This window comes from Chryseobacterium sp. T16E-39 (genome assembly GCF_002216065.1).
Taxonomy (GTDB): Bacteria; Bacteroidota; Bacteroidia; order Flavobacteriales; family Weeksellaceae; genus Chryseobacterium.
Genome location: NZ_CP022282.1, coordinates 4,035,853 through 4,053,832, shown reverse-complemented (window position 1 = coordinate 4,053,832; position 17,980 = coordinate 4,035,853). Strand labels below are relative to the sequence as shown.

The following is a 17,980-nucleotide window of genomic DNA, read 5'->3' as shown; positions in this document are numbered from 1 at the left end:
GTTTGTAAATTATTTTGTTGACCCATCAGGACTCGAACCTGAACAACAAGAGTCAAAGTCTTGTGTGCTACCGATTACACTATGAATCAATATCTTGAGTTATGAGTTATAAATGATAAGTTATTACCTATATTTTCGTGGAACAGACAGGAATTGAACCTGTACCTTCAGTTTTTCAGACTAACGTGCAGACCTACTACACCACTGATCCGGATGTTATTATAAATGATCATAGATAAGTGATAATTATTTATAAATACCACATTATCATTTACATTTTTATGAATTAACAATATTGTACGGGAAAAGGGATTCGAACCCTTAGTATCTTGATTCTAAATCAAGTGCGTCTGCCAGTTCCGCCATTCCCGCGGATTTTACCAATGATAAATAATAAATTATAATGGATAAGATATAATCTTTATCATCTGTCACTGATAATTAAGGTTAGAGAAAGCCTGTCTATATAAACTTTTGCTTGTTAGTGTTTGTAAAGATCTTCTGCGCTTGACAAACTTTTCTCTTTCCTCTTTCTTTATGTATAATTGATAAATGATTATTGATAATTGATCCTATATTGGCATTTAGGCTTATCAACCATCTTTTATCGTTTATCTTTTATCTCTTATTAATAATAATCAGCTGACTAGGAATCGAACCTAAGCGACAAGAGTACAGTTCCTGCATGCTGCCATTACATTATCAGTTGATTGTTGTGGAAGTGGTAGGATTCGAACCTACTCAGCAATAAAGCAACAGATTTACAGTCTGCCCCGACTCTCCAACTCCGGCGCACTTCCTTTCTTTATGAATGATGATCGATAATAGCTAAATGATATTTTACTTCACTCTATTATCTAACCCCTGCCTAAAATGTGGAGTCAGAAAAAGCTTGTCTTGATTTTTTTGTTTGATATAAGAACTTCTGCGCTCGACAAACTTTTACTTTTTCTCCGGAACTAATCTCATTTTAGTTATTTGAGATGGCTATGGGATTCAAACCCACTCAGCTTATGCAACGGTTTTGCAGACCGCCCCGACTCTTCCACTTCGGCGAACCATCAGATTTTTATTGATTATAAATGATAATTGATAGTTGATAGTTGATAGTTGATAGTTGATAGTTGATAGTGAATGTATAAACTCTCTATTATTCATCTTCTAATAATATTTTCAATTTCATAAAAAAGAAAAAGGCAGTCGGTATTTTCTGTATTTGGCGTAAAGATCTTCTGCTCTTGACCTACCTTTTTTCTTCTCTTTCGAAACAATTAACATTTAGTTGTCTGCGATTCTGGAAAGATTCGAACTTTCAACTTCAGGCTTAACAGGCCAGCGCTCTACCATTGAGCTACAAAATCTTTTTGTAATTTCGGAAGGACTTGAACCTTCAACCTTCGGCGTATCAGACCAATGCTCTAACCAATTGAGCTACGAAATCAAATTGTCTGGAAAATAGGATTCGAACCTATGGCCTCCCGCGTCCAAGGCGGGTAAACAACCACCGTTATCTTTCCAGTTTTAAGGTTCAGTTTCCAACTTCTTTTCCGAGAGACAGTCGGAGCCAAAGTTTTCCATGAACCTATGCGGTCTATGCGAGAATCGAACTCGCAGTGCCCAAGAGACAGTCGGGCAGGTTAGCCATTACCTCAATAGACCTTTTTGTAATCCCAGAAGGAATTGAACCTTCAACCCCCGGTTTAAAAGACCGGTGCTCTGACCAATTGAGCTATGAGATTGTACTTTGGGTATCTTCGGGGATCGAACCCTGTTCTCCGGTGCCACAAACCGACGCTTTACCAAATAAGCTAAAGAAACCATAAAAAAAAGCACCTCTTTTCGGGAGGTGCTGTATATATTTTGACGGATCAAGCCGTTAGTCGACCCACGTATATAAGCACCTTTCATTCATAAATTCACGATCAAGAATACAAGCGAAGCCCTTCGGCTCTTGTCCCTGTAGTTTTGAATTGCGGTTAATTATGTAATGTAATTGTTTCATTATATTTTTTTGTTTTAAACATTTTTGAAAACCAGAAAGCCTGTTGCTTTTAATTTTCGGTTGCAAAGTAAATATGATTTTTTCGAATTCGCAAATAAAATTTTAATTCAACTATTTGAAAATCAGTAATTTAAACTCAAATAAAGACATGCAAATTCCTGTCCGCAATTTTTTGCAGATCCTTTAATTACCTAAATGACTGTCTCTCACCGGTTTTCTTATCACTCTATTTTATTGTATTAAAATTCCATCGTTAATTAAAAATTTTCACTTTTTTGGTTATTTTTTTTCATTCTAAATAATTTCTCTTCTAAAAACGCAAAAAACGCCCCGATAATCGAGGCGTTTTTGCAGTATTTTGATTAAATCTTTACGAGTTTACAGTAAATAATTTCCAAAGTCAGCACATTTTGCCTCATTCCATATCGTCCATTCATATCCAAACGATCCCTTTAGTATAGGGCAATCGCATAGATTTACATTGATATGTGCGCTTTGTTTTGTCATAATTTTATGTTGGCAAAGATAATATTTTTCTTAATAAAATGGTCGCTTCAGGAACCTCAGCTTCTCTGCAGATTATAAAAAGTACTTATAAAATGAGATTGAAACATCTAAATCTTTCAATTTTAAATCCTAATTCCTAAACATTTTATTCCTTCCTGTCTTATACCTGGAAATATCTTTTAAAATAAGCGGATCATCAGGATTAAAGTACTTTAGCTCGTTTACAATTTCTGAATGGGTTTCCACTTTTTCCGAAATGATCTCATAAGCTATGTTTCTTGTCACCAGCTGCAGGGAAGAATTCTTTTTAAACTCATACTTCATTGCTTCCAGATAGATCAGTTTTTTGTCTGACGGTGTTTCGTTATACAAAGCCTGGATTTCAGTTTCTAATTTTTTATGGTCAAAAATATTAGCAAAGTAATTATTCAAACAGTTGAATGTATCTTTATTTTCCTGCCAGCCTTTTAACAAAACCTTTTGAGCCTCTTCCGGCATTTCCATTTTTTTCCGGTATACCAGTGAGGCCTTTACCATCTGACTATTTTCAACAAAATCATCCGCAACCATCCGGTAATAAATATGAGCATTTTTTATATCATTCATCTCTTTATAAAGATCACCCACCTTTTCTTTCTGCTCCAATTCTTTGTAAAGATCAATTGCTTTTCTGTATTGTTTTGCCTTCTCATAGCAGATTGCAGCATCCGATTTATTATTTAACCTTTTAAGATAAATAACCGCAGCTTCATTATATAATCCTCCATTCTCCAGTGTTTTAGCAGCGCGGTAATTGTCCTGAAGAAGGTTCATATAAACTTTTGCCGCTTTTTTATAATCACCGTCCGCTATATATTTTTCGGCCAGTTCTTCATATTTACTGCGGATCCTGTCAAAAAGTGAATTTTCAAGATAGAAGCTTCCACCGGAGCTTCCTCTCCTTCCTGAATTCCGATCCCCTTTTTCTTTATCCTTAAGACTAATTATGACAAGTAAAATAATAACAGCTACGATAAGAAAAATCCCCAGGGTACCTAATACACTCCAGAAACTCTGATGAAACAGCTGGGCAGTCAGTCCCAACATCTTAAGAAATACCAGGATAAAAAATGCTCTGATAAATTTATCTATAAACTTCTGCTTATTCATCTTTGTCGGATTTTAAAATGGTTTTATCTTCACTGAATAAACGATAGATAAGCAGGATCACACACACAACCAAAAGCCATACAAACCAGTTGTAGCCATACATTTCAATCAGTGGGTAGAAAAGATAGATCAGCATTCCTACCAAAATAATAGCCAGGAATATTTTAACCCCACCTGGAACGTTTTCTCCTCCTATATTTAATGTTTTTTTTCTGAAGAAATAGGAATACAGACCTACACTTCCAATAATCAGAATAATTAACCAAACAATTTCAGAGAATGAAATCTTTTGTGATGAAGAGTTTTCAGTATTCAATGTTTTCTTTGTATTGGTATTCTGACCAGACGTAAATTGAGGCTCTATACCTCCCAACGTTCCGTACAGCCGTCCTAAAGAATCTTCCATAAGGACCCGCTTCTTCGTCCAGACACTTTTTACGACACCTTGGTTAACAGGCTTGTCCGGATTTTTTCTTTTAAGAGAATCCGAAATCCTCCTTTGAAATTCCGTGGATTTGCTTTCAACATGCTTTGCGATTTTCCTGTTGTATATTTTTTTAAGAAAATCTCTTGTCTTATTTTCTTTTGTTCTGTAGTTCTCGAGCTTCTTTTCTACTTCTATCAATTCCTTGGCACGAGGCCCTTTCGAAGCTGCAGCCGCATATTCTTTTGTTAATTCTTTTCTTTCATCATGGTAAAGGGAATCAATTTTCATATCAATCTCAGTTAGCCCAGATTCAAAAGCTATTCTATCCGGATTCTGATTTTTTAAAGCATCTTTAGATACTACATTTCCTGAAGAAGCAGGAGCTTCAGTCTTGGGGGTATCTTTGGTAAAACCTATAATTACCCTTCCACCAATAATCACAATCCACAAAGCAACCAGAACCCATCTGTAATCTCTGGGTTTGCCGCCTCCATTATTCCTTCCCAGTAATCGGTTCAGCCAGCTATTATTAAATATAAATTTTCCCCAGCCATCTCCTCTTGAAGTCCCGAGAATATCCAAAGGAACACCCAGATCTACAGCTCTGTCCGGATATTTCTCAATATACTTTAGGTATTTCTCTATTTCTTTTTTATTCCCCGCCATCACTTTCTTCATATCAAAAGGAAGATTTTTCATCCACTCTTCTTCTGTCTGAGATTGTTGGAGTGATTCCATCATTTTCTCATCATCAATCTCGACTGTATAACTCTTAATTTCCTTGGGAATGTACACTCCATTCAATGGCTTTTTAATAGAAACCTGAGCTTTTACAGATTCATCCAGTAAGGAGATCCAATCTATTTCTTCTTTTAATTTCACCATCCCAAATTCGGGATGGATGATAAGAAATATAGAATCAATATGATGCCAGTCTTCAGGATTAACCTTGGGATAAAAAGTAGAATTTTCCGGAATAAACAATACATCATCCACACATTGAAAATAAGAATTCTTTCCAATTTCCTGGGGAGCGGAATTATTAAAAACAATAAAACATCCGTAGAGGACATTAGGCTCATTAGAGGGGATCGCAAATGTTTGTACCTGATTAAGATCAATTTCCAACACATCCATTTCTCTCAGCCACACCGATGGTGAAGAACTCTTAATCAAAAGACCCTTCTTGGGATAATTATTTTTTGGAAAAGGTTTTATTCTAAGTTCCATATTCCAAAATTTGAGTGATAAACGGTTCCATATAATCGGAATACATGTCCCCGACTGTTTTCATTTTGAGTAGAGTCGTTTCCGGCAGATAATATTCTGCTCCTCCAAACTCGGTATTTGTTGCCAGAGAAAGAAAGCCATGTTCTGTGGAAGGAATATAAAATACCGGAATGTTTTTATTACTGCTTTTAAACGTTAAAATTCCACGGGAGTCTGTAATGATCTCGCTTCCATCTGAAAAAGTAAATTTATTTTTATACTGATTTGCAGCTATTTTTATCGGGTGATTATTCCTGTATAAGGTTAAAGAATTATCATAAACCTTTGTCAATCTGTTATTCGAGATGACCAAGCTATTTTCTGAATTGATTCCGATATTATTAAAATTGTTTAAAACCTTGATCCCGTTATTGGCCAGTTTCTTCATCTCCGTTTCCACTTTCGAGTGATTCTTAGCAATTTCCTTATCATTTTTCACAGATTCGATTGAAATATTCCCATCAATGTTGATATGATAAATCCAGTCAGATTCAGCATGATGCATATAGAAACTTTTATTGAAATAAATCAATTGGTAATCATCAGGAATATTTTTCCCAGTCAGATTAAGCTCAGAATATTCTTTTGTATTCAGGTTGAGTTTAGAAATAATATTTTTATCAGATTGGTACTGGCATAAAATAAACTGCTGCTGCTTGTTCTTCGCCAAAGCAAACTGCCCCCGGGGCTTAATGGAAATATTTTCAATTAAAACTTCACAACCCCGATGTATTCTGTAACGGTCATAATAGTCTTTGTTATAATAATTATCGGATAAATAGGTTCTAAGCAACTGCTTTTTATTGCTTAAAATAAAAAACTCACCCTCATATAAAAAGGTAGCTATTTTATTAACCGGAGTGGGAAACAAAATAGGATAGTTTTTTGGAACATCGGTTTTCTTACCACTTACAGATTCCTGATCGGCTTTCTGTTTCCGCTGTGGTGGATTGGCCCATAACTCCTGTAATGGAAGTACAATTTTCTGAATATGCTTCCGTGTTCCTTTATGATGTTTGAAAAAATTGACCTCCCCTTCAGTTGAAGTGGTTACAACAAACTTAAGCCGATCCCTGTTTTCATGAATGACCCTTTGTAAATTTTCATTGGCCAGATTTTCCTGATTGGTGATAAAAAATACTTCAAGATCCTTATCCGTGTGTTCATCTTTAAAAAATTGATCAAGCGCCTGAGAAACATCTAATACCGGGCTTACCTGATTCAAATGATCGACCACATTTTCTACACGGTCAAGAGAAATAGGAACACTCGTTTGTCCCAGCGTAAAAACCTGACACTCTGAATGAGCTTTTGGATGTTTTATAACTGCAATTGCAGATGCATAAGCTATCACTTTTGGGGTTCCCCAGTTTCTCAAAGAAGTGTCTATTAAAATAATTCTCTCAAAGACATTTTCTTCAGGAGGTACTTCCCTTTGGATATAAAGTGTTTCATTGTTTGCTACCCTGCTCATAAAAACCTCATCTTCATTGGCAAATTCTGACAAGAGCATCCTGTGAAAATCTCCTTTATTTGACATATCGGAAATCCCTCCTATTGGCTGTTCACCAGGAGAAAGATGACGCATCGGAATTTTGAGTCCACTCCAGATTCTTTTAATCAGACTCCCTACCTGAAATGTTTTAGGCTCCTCGGTTAATTCCTGGATAAAATCCTTACTTGATTCCACCGTTATTTCTTCCTCTGCGATCTCATCATCCAATTCCGGTTCACTGCTAAACCCTTTCATTGCATAGATCATTGATTCAACCGTCGGAAATTTTTCATTGAGCCAGACTAAAATTCTGGTGTCTCTCAATACAAATAACGGTGTCATTGGTATTTTTTCAGCACTCTTGGAAAGAGCATATGGATTTTTCGCAAACTTTTTCAGAAGAATAGCACTGGATGCCGGAGACATCCTGTTATGTGCATCATTAAAAAGCACTTGTAACAGAAGAATTCTATTCTGTCCTTTTTTATAAGACTTTCCTAATTTATTAAGATTTTCTAAAAAATTGATGATGCAATCAAGCTCAATATTAGCTTTTGTCTCCTGCTCAATTTTCTTTAAATAATAGGAAAGTCCATCAAAATTGAGGTATCCTTCCTGCGTTGCGTACAGCACCAGCAATAACGTTCCAAAAGGGGGAATTCCCTGTTGCTGTAATTCTTTTAGCACCTCAATGAGGTAGGGCCTGTAAGCGATAGCACCAACATTTGGAATAGAAACAAGATTATTCTCATGATAACCTGAGTCATCATGGACATCTACATCCGTATTCCATTCCCAAAAATACCCTTCATAGGATTGGAAATATTCATTTAATTCCATTCTTTCGCTTTTTGTGTGAGGCGGTAAGAACTTGCTGACAACTTTTTCAAATCTTTTTTAACAATAGATAAATAGCTGCCGTCTTCATTCCATAAAAGCCATTGATCCAGGTGTTCATTATATTTCCGTTGAAGTAAAGGACTTAAATTTTTAAATTCAAAATCAAATCCGGTGGGTAAAAGATGTCCATCTTTCTCCCAATATGTTTTTCCAGGTAAACTCAATAAAGGTATCCCCAGGAATAGTGCTTTATCTTCAATAACGATCCATTCATTTCTCTCGAGTTTAAATTTTGGCAATGCAATGACCATATCATTAATCTGCGATATCAGACTTAATAATGCTACGGCAGGTTGTTCTTCAGTACTCGGTTTTAATTGTATTTTTATTTTTTCCTTTATTCCAAAAAAATTCTGATTAGAAGGTGGAAAAACAAGGCGTAAAGCTTTATCAATTGGCGACCATAACAAAGCCGTCCTTATTTTCTTCGCAGGAACCAAAGCCGACTTTTTAAATAATAATCCATTACGGAGTTCATATAAAATGAAATCCGGCAATTGCTGTACCTCCGGAGAAACAGCCTGTTCTTCAGTAAAACCTTTAAGCCAGATCGTATCATCCTCCACTGCTATCTGAATATTCTTCCAGTCCCTGATAGATCCTAAAAAATCTTCATCAGCACGAGGCAGTTCTGCCCAAAAATCTATTATACGCTCTGTAAGATCCTTTGCCATAAACGTTCTATTTCCTGTTGGATATATTGCTTCTGTTCAGGATTTTTGATCCAGTCACAACGAGTCTGGAGGTATCTCAGTTTATCCTTGATGACGTTCTGCTCTTCAAAAGTTGATGATCCGTTGTCCCATTTCTCCGTAAGAATCTGTACATCTTTCATTACTTCTTCAGGATTCGGTGTTTTATTGTGTAATGCCTGAGGATGGCTCTTTGGATTTTCGTCTTTTTCAATGGTTCTGTTAATGATTCCTTCCAGAATTTCAATCTGTTCTTCTGTATCCCAGATATGTTTCAATACCCACAGATCAGAAAGAATGGCTTCATTTCTTCCACAAATCAGGGCACTTGCAGCAATCAGATTCTGCATTTTTACTGCTCTACGATCAGAAATGGCAATTCCCGTATTTCGGAGGCTCATGATCGTATTCAGATATACTTCATAAATAGGTTTCAGATCTACTGTTTTACAGAGGTTCTGAAGTTCCCTGATTTCATCTGCCTGAATCCCTGGAATATCTGTTTCAACTATATTTTCCAATTTCCGTCCCGCCAAAAGCACCTGCTGAAGAAGTTCCGGATTTACATAATCTACATTAATCCTGATAAGAAAACGATCGAACAATGCGTTTAATGCTTCATCTTCCGGTAATACATTGCTTGCTCCCACAAACATTAAAGCGGGAAGGTGCTTGGTCTCCTTACCTCTTTTAAAGATCTTTTCATTCAGAGCCATTAGCAGGGAATTGAGAATCGCTGAATTGGCATTAAAAATTTCATCTAAAAAAACCATGGAAGCTTCGGGCATCATTCCTTCCGTATTGGTAAGAAGCTCCCCTTCTTTCAACTTTCTGATATCAAAAGGACCAAAAATTTCATTGGGTTCTGTAAAGCGCGTCAGTAAATATTCGAAGTTCTTTCCATCTTTAACGGTCTGTGACAAGGTTCTTATAATAGCAGATTTTGCGGTCCCTGGTGGGCCATATAAAAAAGCATTTTCTCTCGCCAAAAGGCAGATCCCCAAGAGATCAACGACATCATTTTTTCCTACGAAAGTATCTTTTACGTAATTAAGTACGGTATTGAGTTTTGTAATATTCGGAATCATCTGTTTTCTTCTTCGTTTATAGTTTTTAATTCTCGCCAAAATTCGTCTTTATGCAAGCCAAATTCTGCCATCAACAACTGATTAATATATGGAATCTCAGCCAATCTATAGGCTTTCTTTTCAACAATTCTTTCTATGTATAATTTACGGTATGTTGGTTCTTTCAGCTCATCCTCCCAATCTATTTTTCCAAGATCAAGATCATATCCAATTCCTGAATAGTGAAACTGTAGCAAAATACTTTCCAATCTCCCTATCAAAGGATCGACAGGATCCAAAACCTGAAGAGCTGATACTATTTGTGGTAAAAATCTCAGGGAGAGATCAGCAGATAGCTGAGAGAATGCATTTTTCGTTCCTGTAAACTCAGGGATTAAAAGGTCCAGGTCTTTTGCTGTATTTTCTCTGATCAAATATAATTGAGCAGCATAGTAAAGGACCTTTGCAGCCCAGATAGCCGATTCTTTATTATAGGTTATCCGGTCGGACAGAAATTCTAACCTTTCTTTTTCAAATTCTGCTTCAAAATAATCAGATGCATCCTGCTCTTCTTTTGCCGAAATCTTTTGAATATCTGAAAAAACAGAGATACATTCTTCCTTACGGAGAAGAAAAAGGGTATCCAGAAAAGGAGATGTGTTTTCGGTCATCTAACAAAAATAAAATTATTTCTTTGAGAATAAAATTTTTATATAAATGATTCAGAAATTAAATAATATTTACTTTTTTGATCAATCCATAACAAAAATACATGTGAGCTTTTCGTTGGCTAAAATCTATAAACGCTATCTTGTCATTCCGTAGGAATCCAGATTGTCCACAATTTGGTTAAAAAAATAATAACAGTTTTAATTTGTTTAGATTCTTACAGAATGACAATTCTGCTGTGTGGTCCTACCTAGGTATTCTGTGAGAATTTAGTTTTATTTTTTAGTATTGAGATTCTTTCAATGCGTTCAGAATGACAAATATTGTATTGTAATAAAAAAGAACACTCCTATTTTTCAACTTTTTAGTCTTTTTATTGTCTTTTTGCTTATTGAGATCATTTTGTTGCTTCGCTCTCCACAATGACATTGTCAAACTAAAAGTTATTATCTTTGTCCCCATTCAAAATAAGATTATGAGTATTCACATTAGTGCAAAAAAAGGAGAAATAGCTAAAGTTATATTGCAGCCGGGGGATCCGCTTCGTGCACAATATATTGCCGAAAACTTTTTAGAAAATGCAAAACTGGTAAGTAAAACAAGAGGTATTCTATATTATACGGGCCTTTACAAAGGAAAAGAAATTAGTGTAGGAGCAAGTGGAATGGGCTTTCCAAGTATAGGAATTTATTCTTACGAACTGTATACGGAATACGATGTAGAAACTATTATCAGAATTGGTACCTGTGGAGCTTATACAACTGACCTGAAAGTATATGATATTTTAAATGTTGAAAGTGCAGCAAGTGAGAGTACCTACGCAAAATATGCCTGGGAAATTGAAGGTGATAATCTTTCTCATCAGGGAAACATTTTTGATACAATCAATGCAACAGCAGAAGAACTTTCTTTAAAAGCTAAAGCCGTTACGATTCACAGCAGTGATATTTTCTACAGAAAGGATTTTACAGTTCCTGCCATTGCAACGAAATATGATTGTCCGGCTGTAGAAATGGAAGCTTTCGGATTATTTGCCAATGCCCAACATTTAGGAAAAAATGCAGCTACTATTCTGACAGTAACCGACATTATCCCTACTCACGAAAAGATTTCAGCAGATCAGAGAGAAACTGCTTTAAAACCGATGATTGAATTGGCGCTGGAGTCTGCGTTGAAGTGTATTTAATGGCGAAAATGCTGATTTGCTAAACAGTACAATCGCTTAATTACAGAACCTTTTATTAAAAAGGGTATTAAGATTTAATGATTCTGCAGTTTTTCGATTTTGCCTTTCAGCAACCATTTAACCAAAATAAAAAAGAGCTTTACTAATTGTAGTAGAGCTCTTTTTTATACCTTAAAAAATTTCCTGGCAACTTCTGTGGTTTCTTCTGCCACTTCAGAAATGCTTATTTTCTTTAACCGGGCTATTGTCTGTGCAACATACGGTAAAAAAGCAGGCTCATTTCTCCGGTTCTGATTTCGGGATGAAACGTTTTTCGGCAGCATAAACGGTGCGTCTGTTTCAATCATCATCCTGTCTAAAGGAATATACCTGATGACATCTTCCAAATGTTTAAACCTTCTTTCATCACTTATTGCTCCCGTGAATCCGAGATAAAAACCTTTATCCAGATATATTTTTGCCTCTTCTAAAGTACCTGTAAAGCAATGGACTACGGCTTCGGGAATACTTGACAGGAATTCGTCTGTGATTTCATTAAATTTTTTAAATGCGGATCTTTCGTGAAGAAATAAAGGCTTATCAGTTTCTATAGCCAATTCAAGTTGTGCCCGATAACATTTTTCCTGAGCTGGTCTGGGTGAAAAATCACGATCAAAATCCAATCCGCATTCTCCTACGGCGACGACATGAGAAAGCCTCAATAAATCCCTGAGTTCCTTACTACTGTGATCATTGAACGATTTTGCATCATGGGGATGGATTCCCGCAGTGGAAAATAAAATTTCAGGATATCCTTCTGCAATGTCAGCAGATTCTTTACTCCCGCGCACGCTGGTTCCCGTAAGAATCATATGTTCCACTCCATTATCCAGAGCCCGGTTAATTATTTCATCATGTTCATTATTGAACTGTTTATTGGTCAAATTAATGCCAATATCAATGTATGTATTCATTTTTATTTTGTTGTTTTATCAGTCATGTAAAAATATCTTACAACGTGGGGACTATTTACAGCACTTCTTAAAGATTTTTCGGTATAAAATTTTTTATGATGAGAACGTTTTGTACCATTGATTTCTTTAGTGATTTTTACCCAGATCATTCTTTGTTTTCGCTTTCTTGATTTCCGAAATTTTATAAGCTCACAGAGCTGATCCTCTATTTCAGTCTGTACAGTCCTTCGCCATTTCTTATTTCCATATCTTTTCAGATAAGGTCCTATTTTACCATATTCGTGGGCACGAAATGTTCCTTTGTTATAGATATTTTTCATGATCTGAAAATTTTCACAAAATAAACACGTTACTACGCAATCTTTTTACGTTGCATATATTAATCATTGATAAAAGTTTCAAGAAAACCAATTAGTTGGGTTCCTCCATGACTCCAGCGAATGCCATGTCCTTCTCTTTCTCTTATTTCATAAACGAGGCCATGCTTGTAATGAAAAAATACATTCCACCATGTTTTATTGTCGATGATATAATGAATTTTCTCCATCACTTTTCCCTGTTTTTGCAGGTTATTACCAATACTTTTACCCCAAAACAGATCTTCGGTTCTTCCAATATGTTTTTCCCAGGCTCTCTGAGCAACCGTAATTTCTTCATTAAAGGGCTCCAGGCAACTATCAATCAGAACATTTTTCAGCGGAGGAATGGCTGTTTCATCACGGATACTTGCTGACGTAAACCGCTGCCCCAGAATATCAAGCCAGCATTCAAATGGAATTTTTTCCAGGTTTCCAGCTTTAACTGAATCGGAGTTTTTACTATCCAAAATAGAAATAAAACGATTGAAGCTTTGCTCACGGTTTATTTTAATCTCTTCATTGAAATACGGAAAATCCCAATCTAAAGTCCCAGTCTTCCATCCAAGAATATTTTTGTCCACGTTCTGTAGATGCTCGTCTTTAACAATAGCTCCATAGTTTTCTTTCCAGGAGTTTGAAAAAAATAAAGAACATGGTTGAATGCTGCTCATTTAAAAAATTTAAACAAAATAGCAGATTTTTTCTCTTTAATAAAAATATAGCTATAAATTCCTCTTATTATTTTTATCTTTCATCCTTTTAATAACAACAAAGACCTCATAAACAAAAGCATTGATGAGTAGCATGGTCCAAAAATTAAGGGAACAAAAAAATCTGACCCAGAATGAACTTGCAGAAAGATCCGGATTATCTTTAAGAACTATTCAGCGTATTGAAGCAGGCCATATTCCCAAAGGATTTACTTTAAGATCCCTTGCTGAAGCTCTTGAAGTATCGCCGGACGGAATACTGTCACCTAAAGGTCATGAGGAGGCAGATATCAGCCGCGCAAAGCTTATTAATATTTCAGCTTCATTATTTTTGCTTATCCCATTTACTAATATTATTCTTCCCGCTTTTTTAACTTATAAAACTAAAGATCTTAATACCAGAAAACTTGGCAAAGACATACTATCCATTCAGATTATATGGACTGCCCTTACCAGTATTCTGATGATCATCTGTCCTTTTATTCAGAAATCTATTTCCACCCGAGTTCCCATATTTCTTCCCGTATTGATTATTCTCATTGCCATCAATTTGTTTATCATTTTTAAAAATGGAATGAGTTTAAATCAAAAAGGAAAAGTATACATAAAACTGAAAAACAACATTTTATAAAGCTGGCACACAATTGACGTAAGATTGTCATCTCATTTTACCAATAATTCTTCTGATAAATTCCGAATCTTGAAGAAAAAAATAAAATGAAAATATTTAAGAAAATTGTAGTGATATTTTTGCTTATTCTTATTCTTTCAGGCATTGGTGGATATGTTTATTTTAATAAGAAATTTACACCCCCTGAAAATTATTTAACGGTATCAGGAAATGCAAAAAAAATTCCTTTATTGTGGATTTCGGATGGAGATACACCTTATGCAGCTGTACTTCTTCCCATCAAAATTAAAGGTGTAGATTACCCACTATATATGCAGCTGGATTTTGGATCTCCGGTCACTGTTTTTTATTCTCATTCCCTGCAATCTATTATTACAAATTTTCCGCATTTCTCTCCGTTAAAGAATATTGACCATAGAACGGCTAATCTGAATATGAATGTTGGTGACATGATTATTTCATCTCATGATTTTCAACTACTTGACTATGGGAGCAAGGTGAATTACCAAGATCCTGATGCCAAAAATATTATCGGGACAATAGGGACAGACCTTCTGGAAAAGAGGATCATTGTTTTGGATTTTCCCAATAACTATTGTTCTTTTGTTGATAGTGTTTCAGAAATTGATTTTAATGATTTTGAATTTAAAAAAAGGAAAATACTTCTTCCCACAAAAATCGATCAGAAGAACCTGAAAGTAATGTATGACAGTGGAACCAGTGCATATGAACTCATTACCAACAAAGAAAACTGGGAAAAATATAAAACGAAAAACAGTATTTTAAAAAAGGAAAAAGGCAATTCGTGGGGGGCGACCCTGGACATTATTTCTGCTAAAGCTAATAAGGAAATCCAATTTAGCAATACCCGTTTAAGGCTTCAGGAGGTAACTTATATTGAAGGAACTTCCGGTGTTCAAAATTTACTGATGAAATTTTCCGGTATGCAGGGAATGGTTGGAAACAAACTGTTTCTACATCATAAAGTGATTCTTGACTGTAAAAATGAAAAATTTAAAATACAATAAGATGCATTCTATCCATTGAAAGTAATTTTAAGAACTAATAAAAATCCCTATCATTTATCGATAAGGATTTTTTTTTCCATGAATGATTACTGATCGTTTTTTAGATGTGCTAAAACAACTGATAAATTATTAATCCCCCAATGTTCTGCGTATTTTCCATTTTTAAGACGAACAATATCAATAACATCGATGCTTATTCTTCTATGCGATGGTGCAATCCCCATGAAATTTCCGGTGTGGGTTCCAGAGATATTTTTTCTTGTAGTTACAAGATCTCCCTCAGCAATTTGTTGAAGAATAGTCACCTGAATATCAGGCATTGCTGGCCTTAACACCCCATTAAAGGTATTAATCATTCCCTGTTTTCTATTATCAGCACCCTGCGGAGCGGAATGGTTGATGAAATGCTCATCCATTAATTCTTCAAAGACCTCAACATTACCTTCCTCAATAACTTCCTTATTGAAACGTCTTACGATCTCCTTGTTCTTTTCAAGTTGTAAATCCATATGCTATGGTGATATTTTTCATTTATATGTAAATTTACAATAAAACGGTCTACTCACTCCATGGAGAATGTAAAATACAATTGCAGAAATTTTTTCTTTCAAAATTAGGAATCATAAAAGCACATACATCAGCTTTTATATTACCAAAAGTAGTTTCCGTCTTGTGTTTAAATCCATCAAAGAATGTAGGAATAATTTTATTTTTAAAATCATTTCTAGGAAAAGCCTCTATAATTGCATTTCGGTTGGCCTCGCTTAAGTGCTCATAGCCTTCTCCCATAACATCCAGTCCTACCCCCGAATACATAAGGGCAACTTCATTTTCTTTGTGTTCTGCGATTCCAATTGTTGTATGAAATGCTATCGTATCCCAAACCAATTGTAGCTGATCTTTTGGAAGCCCATGACTTTTCAGGAAATCCCTTGCTGCATTCGCTCCATCAACCTCGAACCTTAAATCTGGACTGCTATAATGAGGTACCAAGCCAAGGTCATGAAAAACAGAACTTACATAAAGAAGTTCTTCATCATAATCCATATTGTTCCTTTTTCCATTCAATGAAGAAAAAAGAAACACTCTCAGGGAATGATTATAGATGAATTCGGTTCCGTGTTCTAATAATAACTCGGTAGCTTCTGTAGCAATTTTACTGTCCGGAATGGCAATTCCTGCAACATTTTTTAATCTTTGAACTGACATATTTTTATATTTTAATAGATACAAAAATAGGTGAGTATGTCTATGACCGGAATGTCAGAATCTTCGTATTACCTGCCAATATTTACGAAAATCTTACGGTAATCAAGCGGTGATGTATTGGTTTGTTTTTTAAAAAAATGGCTGAATTGTTCTGGTGTACTGAAGGAAAGATCATAAGCTATTTCTTTTACGGTTTTAGCCGAAAACTGTAACTGGCGCTTCGATTCGGCAATCACCTGTCCTGCAATAATTTCCTTAGCGCCTTTACCACTTTTCTTTTTTGATATTTCGGAAAGCTTACGAGGTGTTACAGACAGTTTTTGCGCATAATATAATACATCATGCATCTGGTTGTAGTGGGTATTGACCAGTTCCAAAAACCTACGATAGATCTGATTATCAAAATCATCAATTCCTTGCTGAAATGAGGGCATTGCATTGGCCAGTTTAATCATCAGAATTTTTAAATAAGCTGCCATAGCATCTAACTTATTGGGATAGTCTGCATCGGAATATTCCTTTAAAAGAATTTCACAAACGGGATTTAGATCGTAAAAATCCTTCTCACGTAAGGGCAATCTCTGATGAAGAGCAGCGTCATTAAAAAGCAATAATTTACAGTTAGATGCGCTTGAAGGTGCTTTTTCCCAGAAACAATCCCCAAAGCTTATCTCAAATCCGGATAATTGAGTAAGAGAAGAAAAGGAAAATAGCTGACCTTTGGATATGACGAATACTTCTGAGCCTGTAATATCATATTGCTCGTCATCAATAATAATTTTCCCATTTCCTTCATGAATAATCAATACACGATTATAGATAACACTTACCATACCGGCATTTTTAAAAACCGAACGGGTAATTTTCCTGACCTGAAAAGAATCCTTTATCTCTTTATCAAGAATAAGCGTTTCATCATACATGGTATATTCTCATCTTGGATTATCAAATGTACAAATATCAAAAATTTTTATTGTTGATCAGCTATATCATTTTTGATATAACTGAATAGCAATAATCAATGATATTTTTTACAACAAAAGAAATAGTTCATACAATCTTTTGATTCTTATAAAGGATAAGTTTGTCCTGTTTAAAACCTATCCATTATGAAAATATTAAAAAAGTTATGTTATTTGCTGACATTATTAGCTGTCATAACGACAGTTGCCTCGTGCTCTGACGACGAAGAGGAAATCGTGATTACGGAACCACAATCCACTCCTTCACAGCTATTATCCTCCACTCCTTGGGAAACAACCAATGCTAAAAATCAGGAGGGAGCATCCGTAGCCTTAACCGATACCAACGTCTCTAATTTTGTAGGATTTGCTTATTTTAAAACAAATGGTACGTTTACCATGTTTAACCTGGATAATTCTCCAAAAATGCACGGGGATTGGTCGGTTTCAGCTGATGGTTCCACCAGAACGATTACTACAAAAGATGCCAATGGAAATGCTCTTTTCACCAGAGTTGTAAAAATTATCGTTTTAACAAAACAGGAATTTACATACAGAATATACCCTGATGCTAATAATCTATCTGTATACTATGATATCATTCACACTCCAACGAATCATCCTGAGCCTTAGTATTCTTTTTAAATAAATAACAAAACCTGCTAGTTAAGCAGGTTTTGTTATTAAGGCAGCCTGATTTCCTTAAATATCTACTTCATCTAACCCCAAAATATCAAATAAACATCACTATTTTTTAAATTTAAA

General features: G+C 35.3%; 17 protein-coding genes and 11 tRNA genes. 4 read left to right on the top strand and 24 right to left on the bottom strand.

Features of this window, described 5'->3' with window-relative positions; translation table 11 throughout:
• Positions 1-17: 17 nt before the first annotated feature.
• The 18 genes from CEY12_RS18385 to CEY12_RS18315 form a co-directional block, all read right to left on the bottom strand.
• A tRNA-Gln gene (locus CEY12_RS18385) sits at positions 18-89 on the bottom strand.
• Between the two features lie 49 nt (positions 90-138).
• Positions 139-211: transfer RNA gene (locus CEY12_RS18380), tRNA-Phe, on the bottom strand.
• 87 nt (positions 212-298) lie between these two features.
• Positions 299-372: transfer RNA gene (locus tag CEY12_RS18375), tRNA-Leu, on the bottom strand.
• Between the two features lie 344 nt (positions 373-716).
• Positions 717-800, bottom strand: a tRNA-Tyr gene (locus CEY12_RS18370).
• Between the two features lie 181 nt (positions 801-981).
• Positions 982-1,063 (bottom strand) — tRNA-Cys (locus CEY12_RS22355).
• A 226-nt stretch (positions 1,064-1,289) separates the two neighbouring features.
• A tRNA-Asn gene (locus tag CEY12_RS18365) sits at positions 1,290-1,361 on the bottom strand.
• A gap of 6 nt (positions 1,362-1,367) precedes the next feature.
• Positions 1,368-1,441: transfer RNA gene (locus tag CEY12_RS18360), tRNA-Ile, on the bottom strand.
• Positions 1,442-1,447: 6 nt separating this feature from the next.
• Positions 1,448-1,519, bottom strand: a tRNA-Pro gene (locus tag CEY12_RS22350).
• 68 nt (positions 1,520-1,587) lie between these two features.
• Positions 1,588-1,659 (bottom strand) — tRNA-Asp (locus tag CEY12_RS22345).
• Positions 1,660-1,665: 6 nt separating this feature from the next.
• A tRNA-Lys gene (locus CEY12_RS18355) sits at positions 1,666-1,739 on the bottom strand.
• Between the two features lie 7 nt (positions 1,740-1,746).
• Positions 1,747-1,819, bottom strand: a tRNA-His gene (locus CEY12_RS18350).
• 561 nt (positions 1,820-2,380) lie between these two features.
• Positions 2,381-2,509: a penicillin-binding protein gene (locus CEY12_RS18345; protein ID WP_089029058.1), complete on the bottom strand. Its 129-nt coding sequence runs from the start codon at positions 2,507-2,509 to the stop codon at positions 2,381-2,383.
• A gap of 129 nt (positions 2,510-2,638) precedes the next feature.
• Complete coding sequence (locus CEY12_RS18340) at positions 2,639-3,658, bottom strand: tetratricopeptide repeat protein (protein ID WP_089029057.1); 1,020 nt, start codon at positions 3,656-3,658, stop codon at positions 2,639-2,641.
• Entirely contained in the window at positions 3,651-5,315 is a 1,665-nt protein-coding gene (locus CEY12_RS18335; protein ID WP_089029056.1) for a hypothetical protein, read from the bottom strand. The genes CEY12_RS18340 and CEY12_RS18335 overlap by 8 nt, the downstream gene beginning before the upstream one ends.
• On the bottom strand, positions 5,305-7,689 hold the full coding sequence (locus CEY12_RS18330) for a hypothetical protein (RefSeq protein WP_089029055.1): 2,385 nt from the start codon (positions 7,687-7,689) through the stop codon (positions 5,305-5,307). Before CEY12_RS18330 ends, CEY12_RS18335 begins: the two co-directional genes overlap by 11 nt.
• Positions 7,680-8,423, bottom strand: coding sequence for a hypothetical protein (locus CEY12_RS18325; RefSeq protein ID WP_089029054.1), 744 nt, complete (start codon positions 8,421-8,423; stop codon positions 7,680-7,682). The genes CEY12_RS18330 and CEY12_RS18325 overlap by 10 nt, the downstream gene beginning before the upstream one ends.
• The gene (locus tag CEY12_RS18320; RefSeq protein ID WP_089029053.1) at positions 8,396-9,529 is read right to left on the bottom strand and encodes an AAA family ATPase; all 1,134 of its coding nucleotides are present in this window, start codon (positions 9,527-9,529) and stop codon (positions 8,396-8,398) included. The genes CEY12_RS18325 and CEY12_RS18320 overlap by 28 nt, the downstream gene beginning before the upstream one ends.
• Positions 9,526-10,179, bottom strand: coding sequence for a hypothetical protein (locus CEY12_RS18315; protein ID WP_089029052.1), 654 nt, complete (start codon positions 10,177-10,179; stop codon positions 9,526-9,528). The genes CEY12_RS18320 and CEY12_RS18315 overlap by 4 nt, the downstream gene beginning before the upstream one ends.
• A 473-nt stretch (positions 10,180-10,652) precedes the next feature.
• On the opposite strand from CEY12_RS18315, the gene deoD reads away from it, so the two are divergent.
• The gene (deoD, locus tag CEY12_RS18305; RefSeq protein WP_089029050.1) at positions 10,653-11,363 is read left to right on the top strand and encodes a purine-nucleoside phosphorylase; all 711 of its coding nucleotides are present in this window, start codon (positions 10,653-10,655) and stop codon (positions 11,361-11,363) included.
• 164 nt (positions 11,364-11,527) lie between these two features.
• On the opposite strand, the gene CEY12_RS18300 is transcribed toward deoD, so the two are convergent.
• Genes CEY12_RS18300 through CEY12_RS18290 form a run of 3 tightly spaced genes read right to left on the bottom strand, consistent with a single transcriptional unit; the run spans position 11,528 to position 13,346 of the window.
• Positions 11,528-12,316, bottom strand: a complete 789-nt coding sequence (locus tag CEY12_RS18300) for a TatD family hydrolase (RefSeq protein WP_089029049.1) — start codon at positions 12,314-12,316, stop codon at positions 11,528-11,530.
• A 2-nt stretch (positions 12,317-12,318) separates the two neighbouring features.
• The gene (locus tag CEY12_RS18295; RefSeq protein ID WP_089029048.1) at positions 12,319-12,636 is read right to left on the bottom strand and encodes a hypothetical protein; all 318 of its coding nucleotides are present in this window, start codon (positions 12,634-12,636) and stop codon (positions 12,319-12,321) included.
• Positions 12,637-12,695: 59 nt separating this feature from the next.
• Positions 12,696-13,346 (bottom strand): hypothetical protein, encoded by a 651-nt coding sequence (locus CEY12_RS18290; RefSeq protein ID WP_089029047.1) that lies wholly within the window; start codon positions 13,344-13,346, stop codon positions 12,696-12,698.
• A gap of 124 nt (positions 13,347-13,470) precedes the next feature.
• Between CEY12_RS18290 and CEY12_RS18285 the strand changes: the two genes are divergently transcribed.
• A complete protein-coding gene (locus CEY12_RS18285; RefSeq protein WP_089029046.1) occupies positions 13,471-14,016 on the top strand; it encodes a helix-turn-helix domain-containing protein in 546 nt (181 codons plus the stop codon).
• A gap of 86 nt (positions 14,017-14,102) precedes the next feature.
• On the top strand, positions 14,103-15,044 hold the full coding sequence (locus CEY12_RS18280) for a hypothetical protein (RefSeq protein WP_089029045.1): 942 nt from the start codon (positions 14,103-14,105) through the stop codon (positions 15,042-15,044).
• Between the two features lie 86 nt (positions 15,045-15,130).
• Here the strand turns inward: CEY12_RS18280 and CEY12_RS18275 are convergent, their stop codons facing one another.
• The 3 genes from CEY12_RS18275 to CEY12_RS18265 form a co-directional block, all read right to left on the bottom strand.
• Positions 15,131-15,553, bottom strand: a complete 423-nt coding sequence (locus CEY12_RS18275) for an ester cyclase (protein ID WP_089029044.1) — start codon at positions 15,551-15,553, stop codon at positions 15,131-15,133.
• A gap of 49 nt (positions 15,554-15,602) precedes the next feature.
• Entirely contained in the window at positions 15,603-16,253 is a 651-nt protein-coding gene (locus tag CEY12_RS18270) for an HD domain-containing protein (RefSeq protein ID WP_089029043.1), read from the bottom strand.
• A 68-nt stretch (positions 16,254-16,321) separates the two neighbouring features.
• On the bottom strand, positions 16,322-17,176 hold the full coding sequence (locus CEY12_RS18265) for a helix-turn-helix domain-containing protein (RefSeq protein WP_089029042.1): 855 nt from the start codon (positions 17,174-17,176) through the stop codon (positions 16,322-16,324).
• Positions 17,177-17,362: 186 nt separating this feature from the next.
• Here CEY12_RS18265 and CEY12_RS18260 point away from each other — a divergent pair, with 186 nt between their 5' ends.
• Entirely contained in the window at positions 17,363-17,848 is a 486-nt protein-coding gene (locus tag CEY12_RS18260; RefSeq protein ID WP_089029041.1) for a DUF4822 domain-containing protein, read from the top strand.
• The last annotated feature ends 132 nt before the right edge of the window (positions 17,849-17,980 follow it).

Bases quoted from the DNA above. Each gene is read 5' to 3' on its own strand.
- CEY12_RS18340 (WP_089029057.1), bottom strand. From the start codon at position 3,658: ATGAATAAGCAGAAGTTTATAGATAAATTTATCAGAGCATTTTTTATC.
- CEY12_RS18295 (WP_089029048.1), bottom strand. From the start codon at position 12,636: ATGAAAAATATCTATAACAAAGGAACATTTCGTGCCCACGAATATGGT.
- CEY12_RS18345 (WP_089029058.1), bottom strand. From the start codon at position 2,509: ATGACAAAACAAAGCGCACATATCAATGTAAATCTATGCGATTGCCCT.
- CEY12_RS18330 (WP_089029055.1), bottom strand. From the start codon at position 7,689: ATGGAATTAAATGAATATTTCCAATCCTATGAAGGGTATTTTTGGGAA.
- CEY12_RS18270 (WP_089029043.1), bottom strand. From the start codon at position 16,253: ATGTCAGTTCAAAGATTAAAAAATGTTGCAGGAATTGCCATTCCGGAC.
- CEY12_RS18275 (WP_089029044.1), bottom strand. From the start codon at position 15,553: ATGGATTTACAACTTGAAAAGAACAAGGAGATCGTAAGACGTTTCAAT.
- CEY12_RS18265 (WP_089029042.1), bottom strand. From the start codon at position 17,176: ATGTATGATGAAACGCTTATTCTTGATAAAGAGATAAAGGATTCTTTT.
- CEY12_RS18320 (WP_089029053.1), bottom strand. From the start codon at position 9,529: ATGATTCCGAATATTACAAAACTCAATACCGTACTTAATTACGTAAAA.
- CEY12_RS18335 (WP_089029056.1), bottom strand. From the start codon at position 5,315: ATGGAACTTAGAATAAAACCTTTTCCAAAAAATAATTATCCCAAGAAG.
- CEY12_RS18260 (WP_089029041.1), top strand. From the start codon at position 17,363: ATGAAAATATTAAAAAAGTTATGTTATTTGCTGACATTATTAGCTGTC.
- CEY12_RS18315 (WP_089029052.1), bottom strand. From the start codon at position 10,179: ATGACCGAAAACACATCTCCTTTTCTGGATACCCTTTTTCTTCTCCGT.
- deoD (WP_089029050.1), top strand. From the start codon at position 10,653: ATGAGTATTCACATTAGTGCAAAAAAAGGAGAAATAGCTAAAGTTATA.
- CEY12_RS18300 (WP_089029049.1), bottom strand. From the start codon at position 12,316: ATGAATACATACATTGATATTGGCATTAATTTGACCAATAAACAGTTC.
- CEY12_RS18285 (WP_089029046.1), top strand. From the start codon at position 13,471: ATGAGTAGCATGGTCCAAAAATTAAGGGAACAAAAAAATCTGACCCAG.
- CEY12_RS18325 (WP_089029054.1), bottom strand. From the start codon at position 8,423: ATGGCAAAGGATCTTACAGAGCGTATAATAGATTTTTGGGCAGAACTG.
- CEY12_RS18290 (WP_089029047.1), bottom strand. From the start codon at position 13,346: ATGAGCAGCATTCAACCATGTTCTTTATTTTTTTCAAACTCCTGGAAA.
- CEY12_RS18280 (WP_089029045.1), top strand. From the start codon at position 14,103: ATGAAAATATTTAAGAAAATTGTAGTGATATTTTTGCTTATTCTTATT.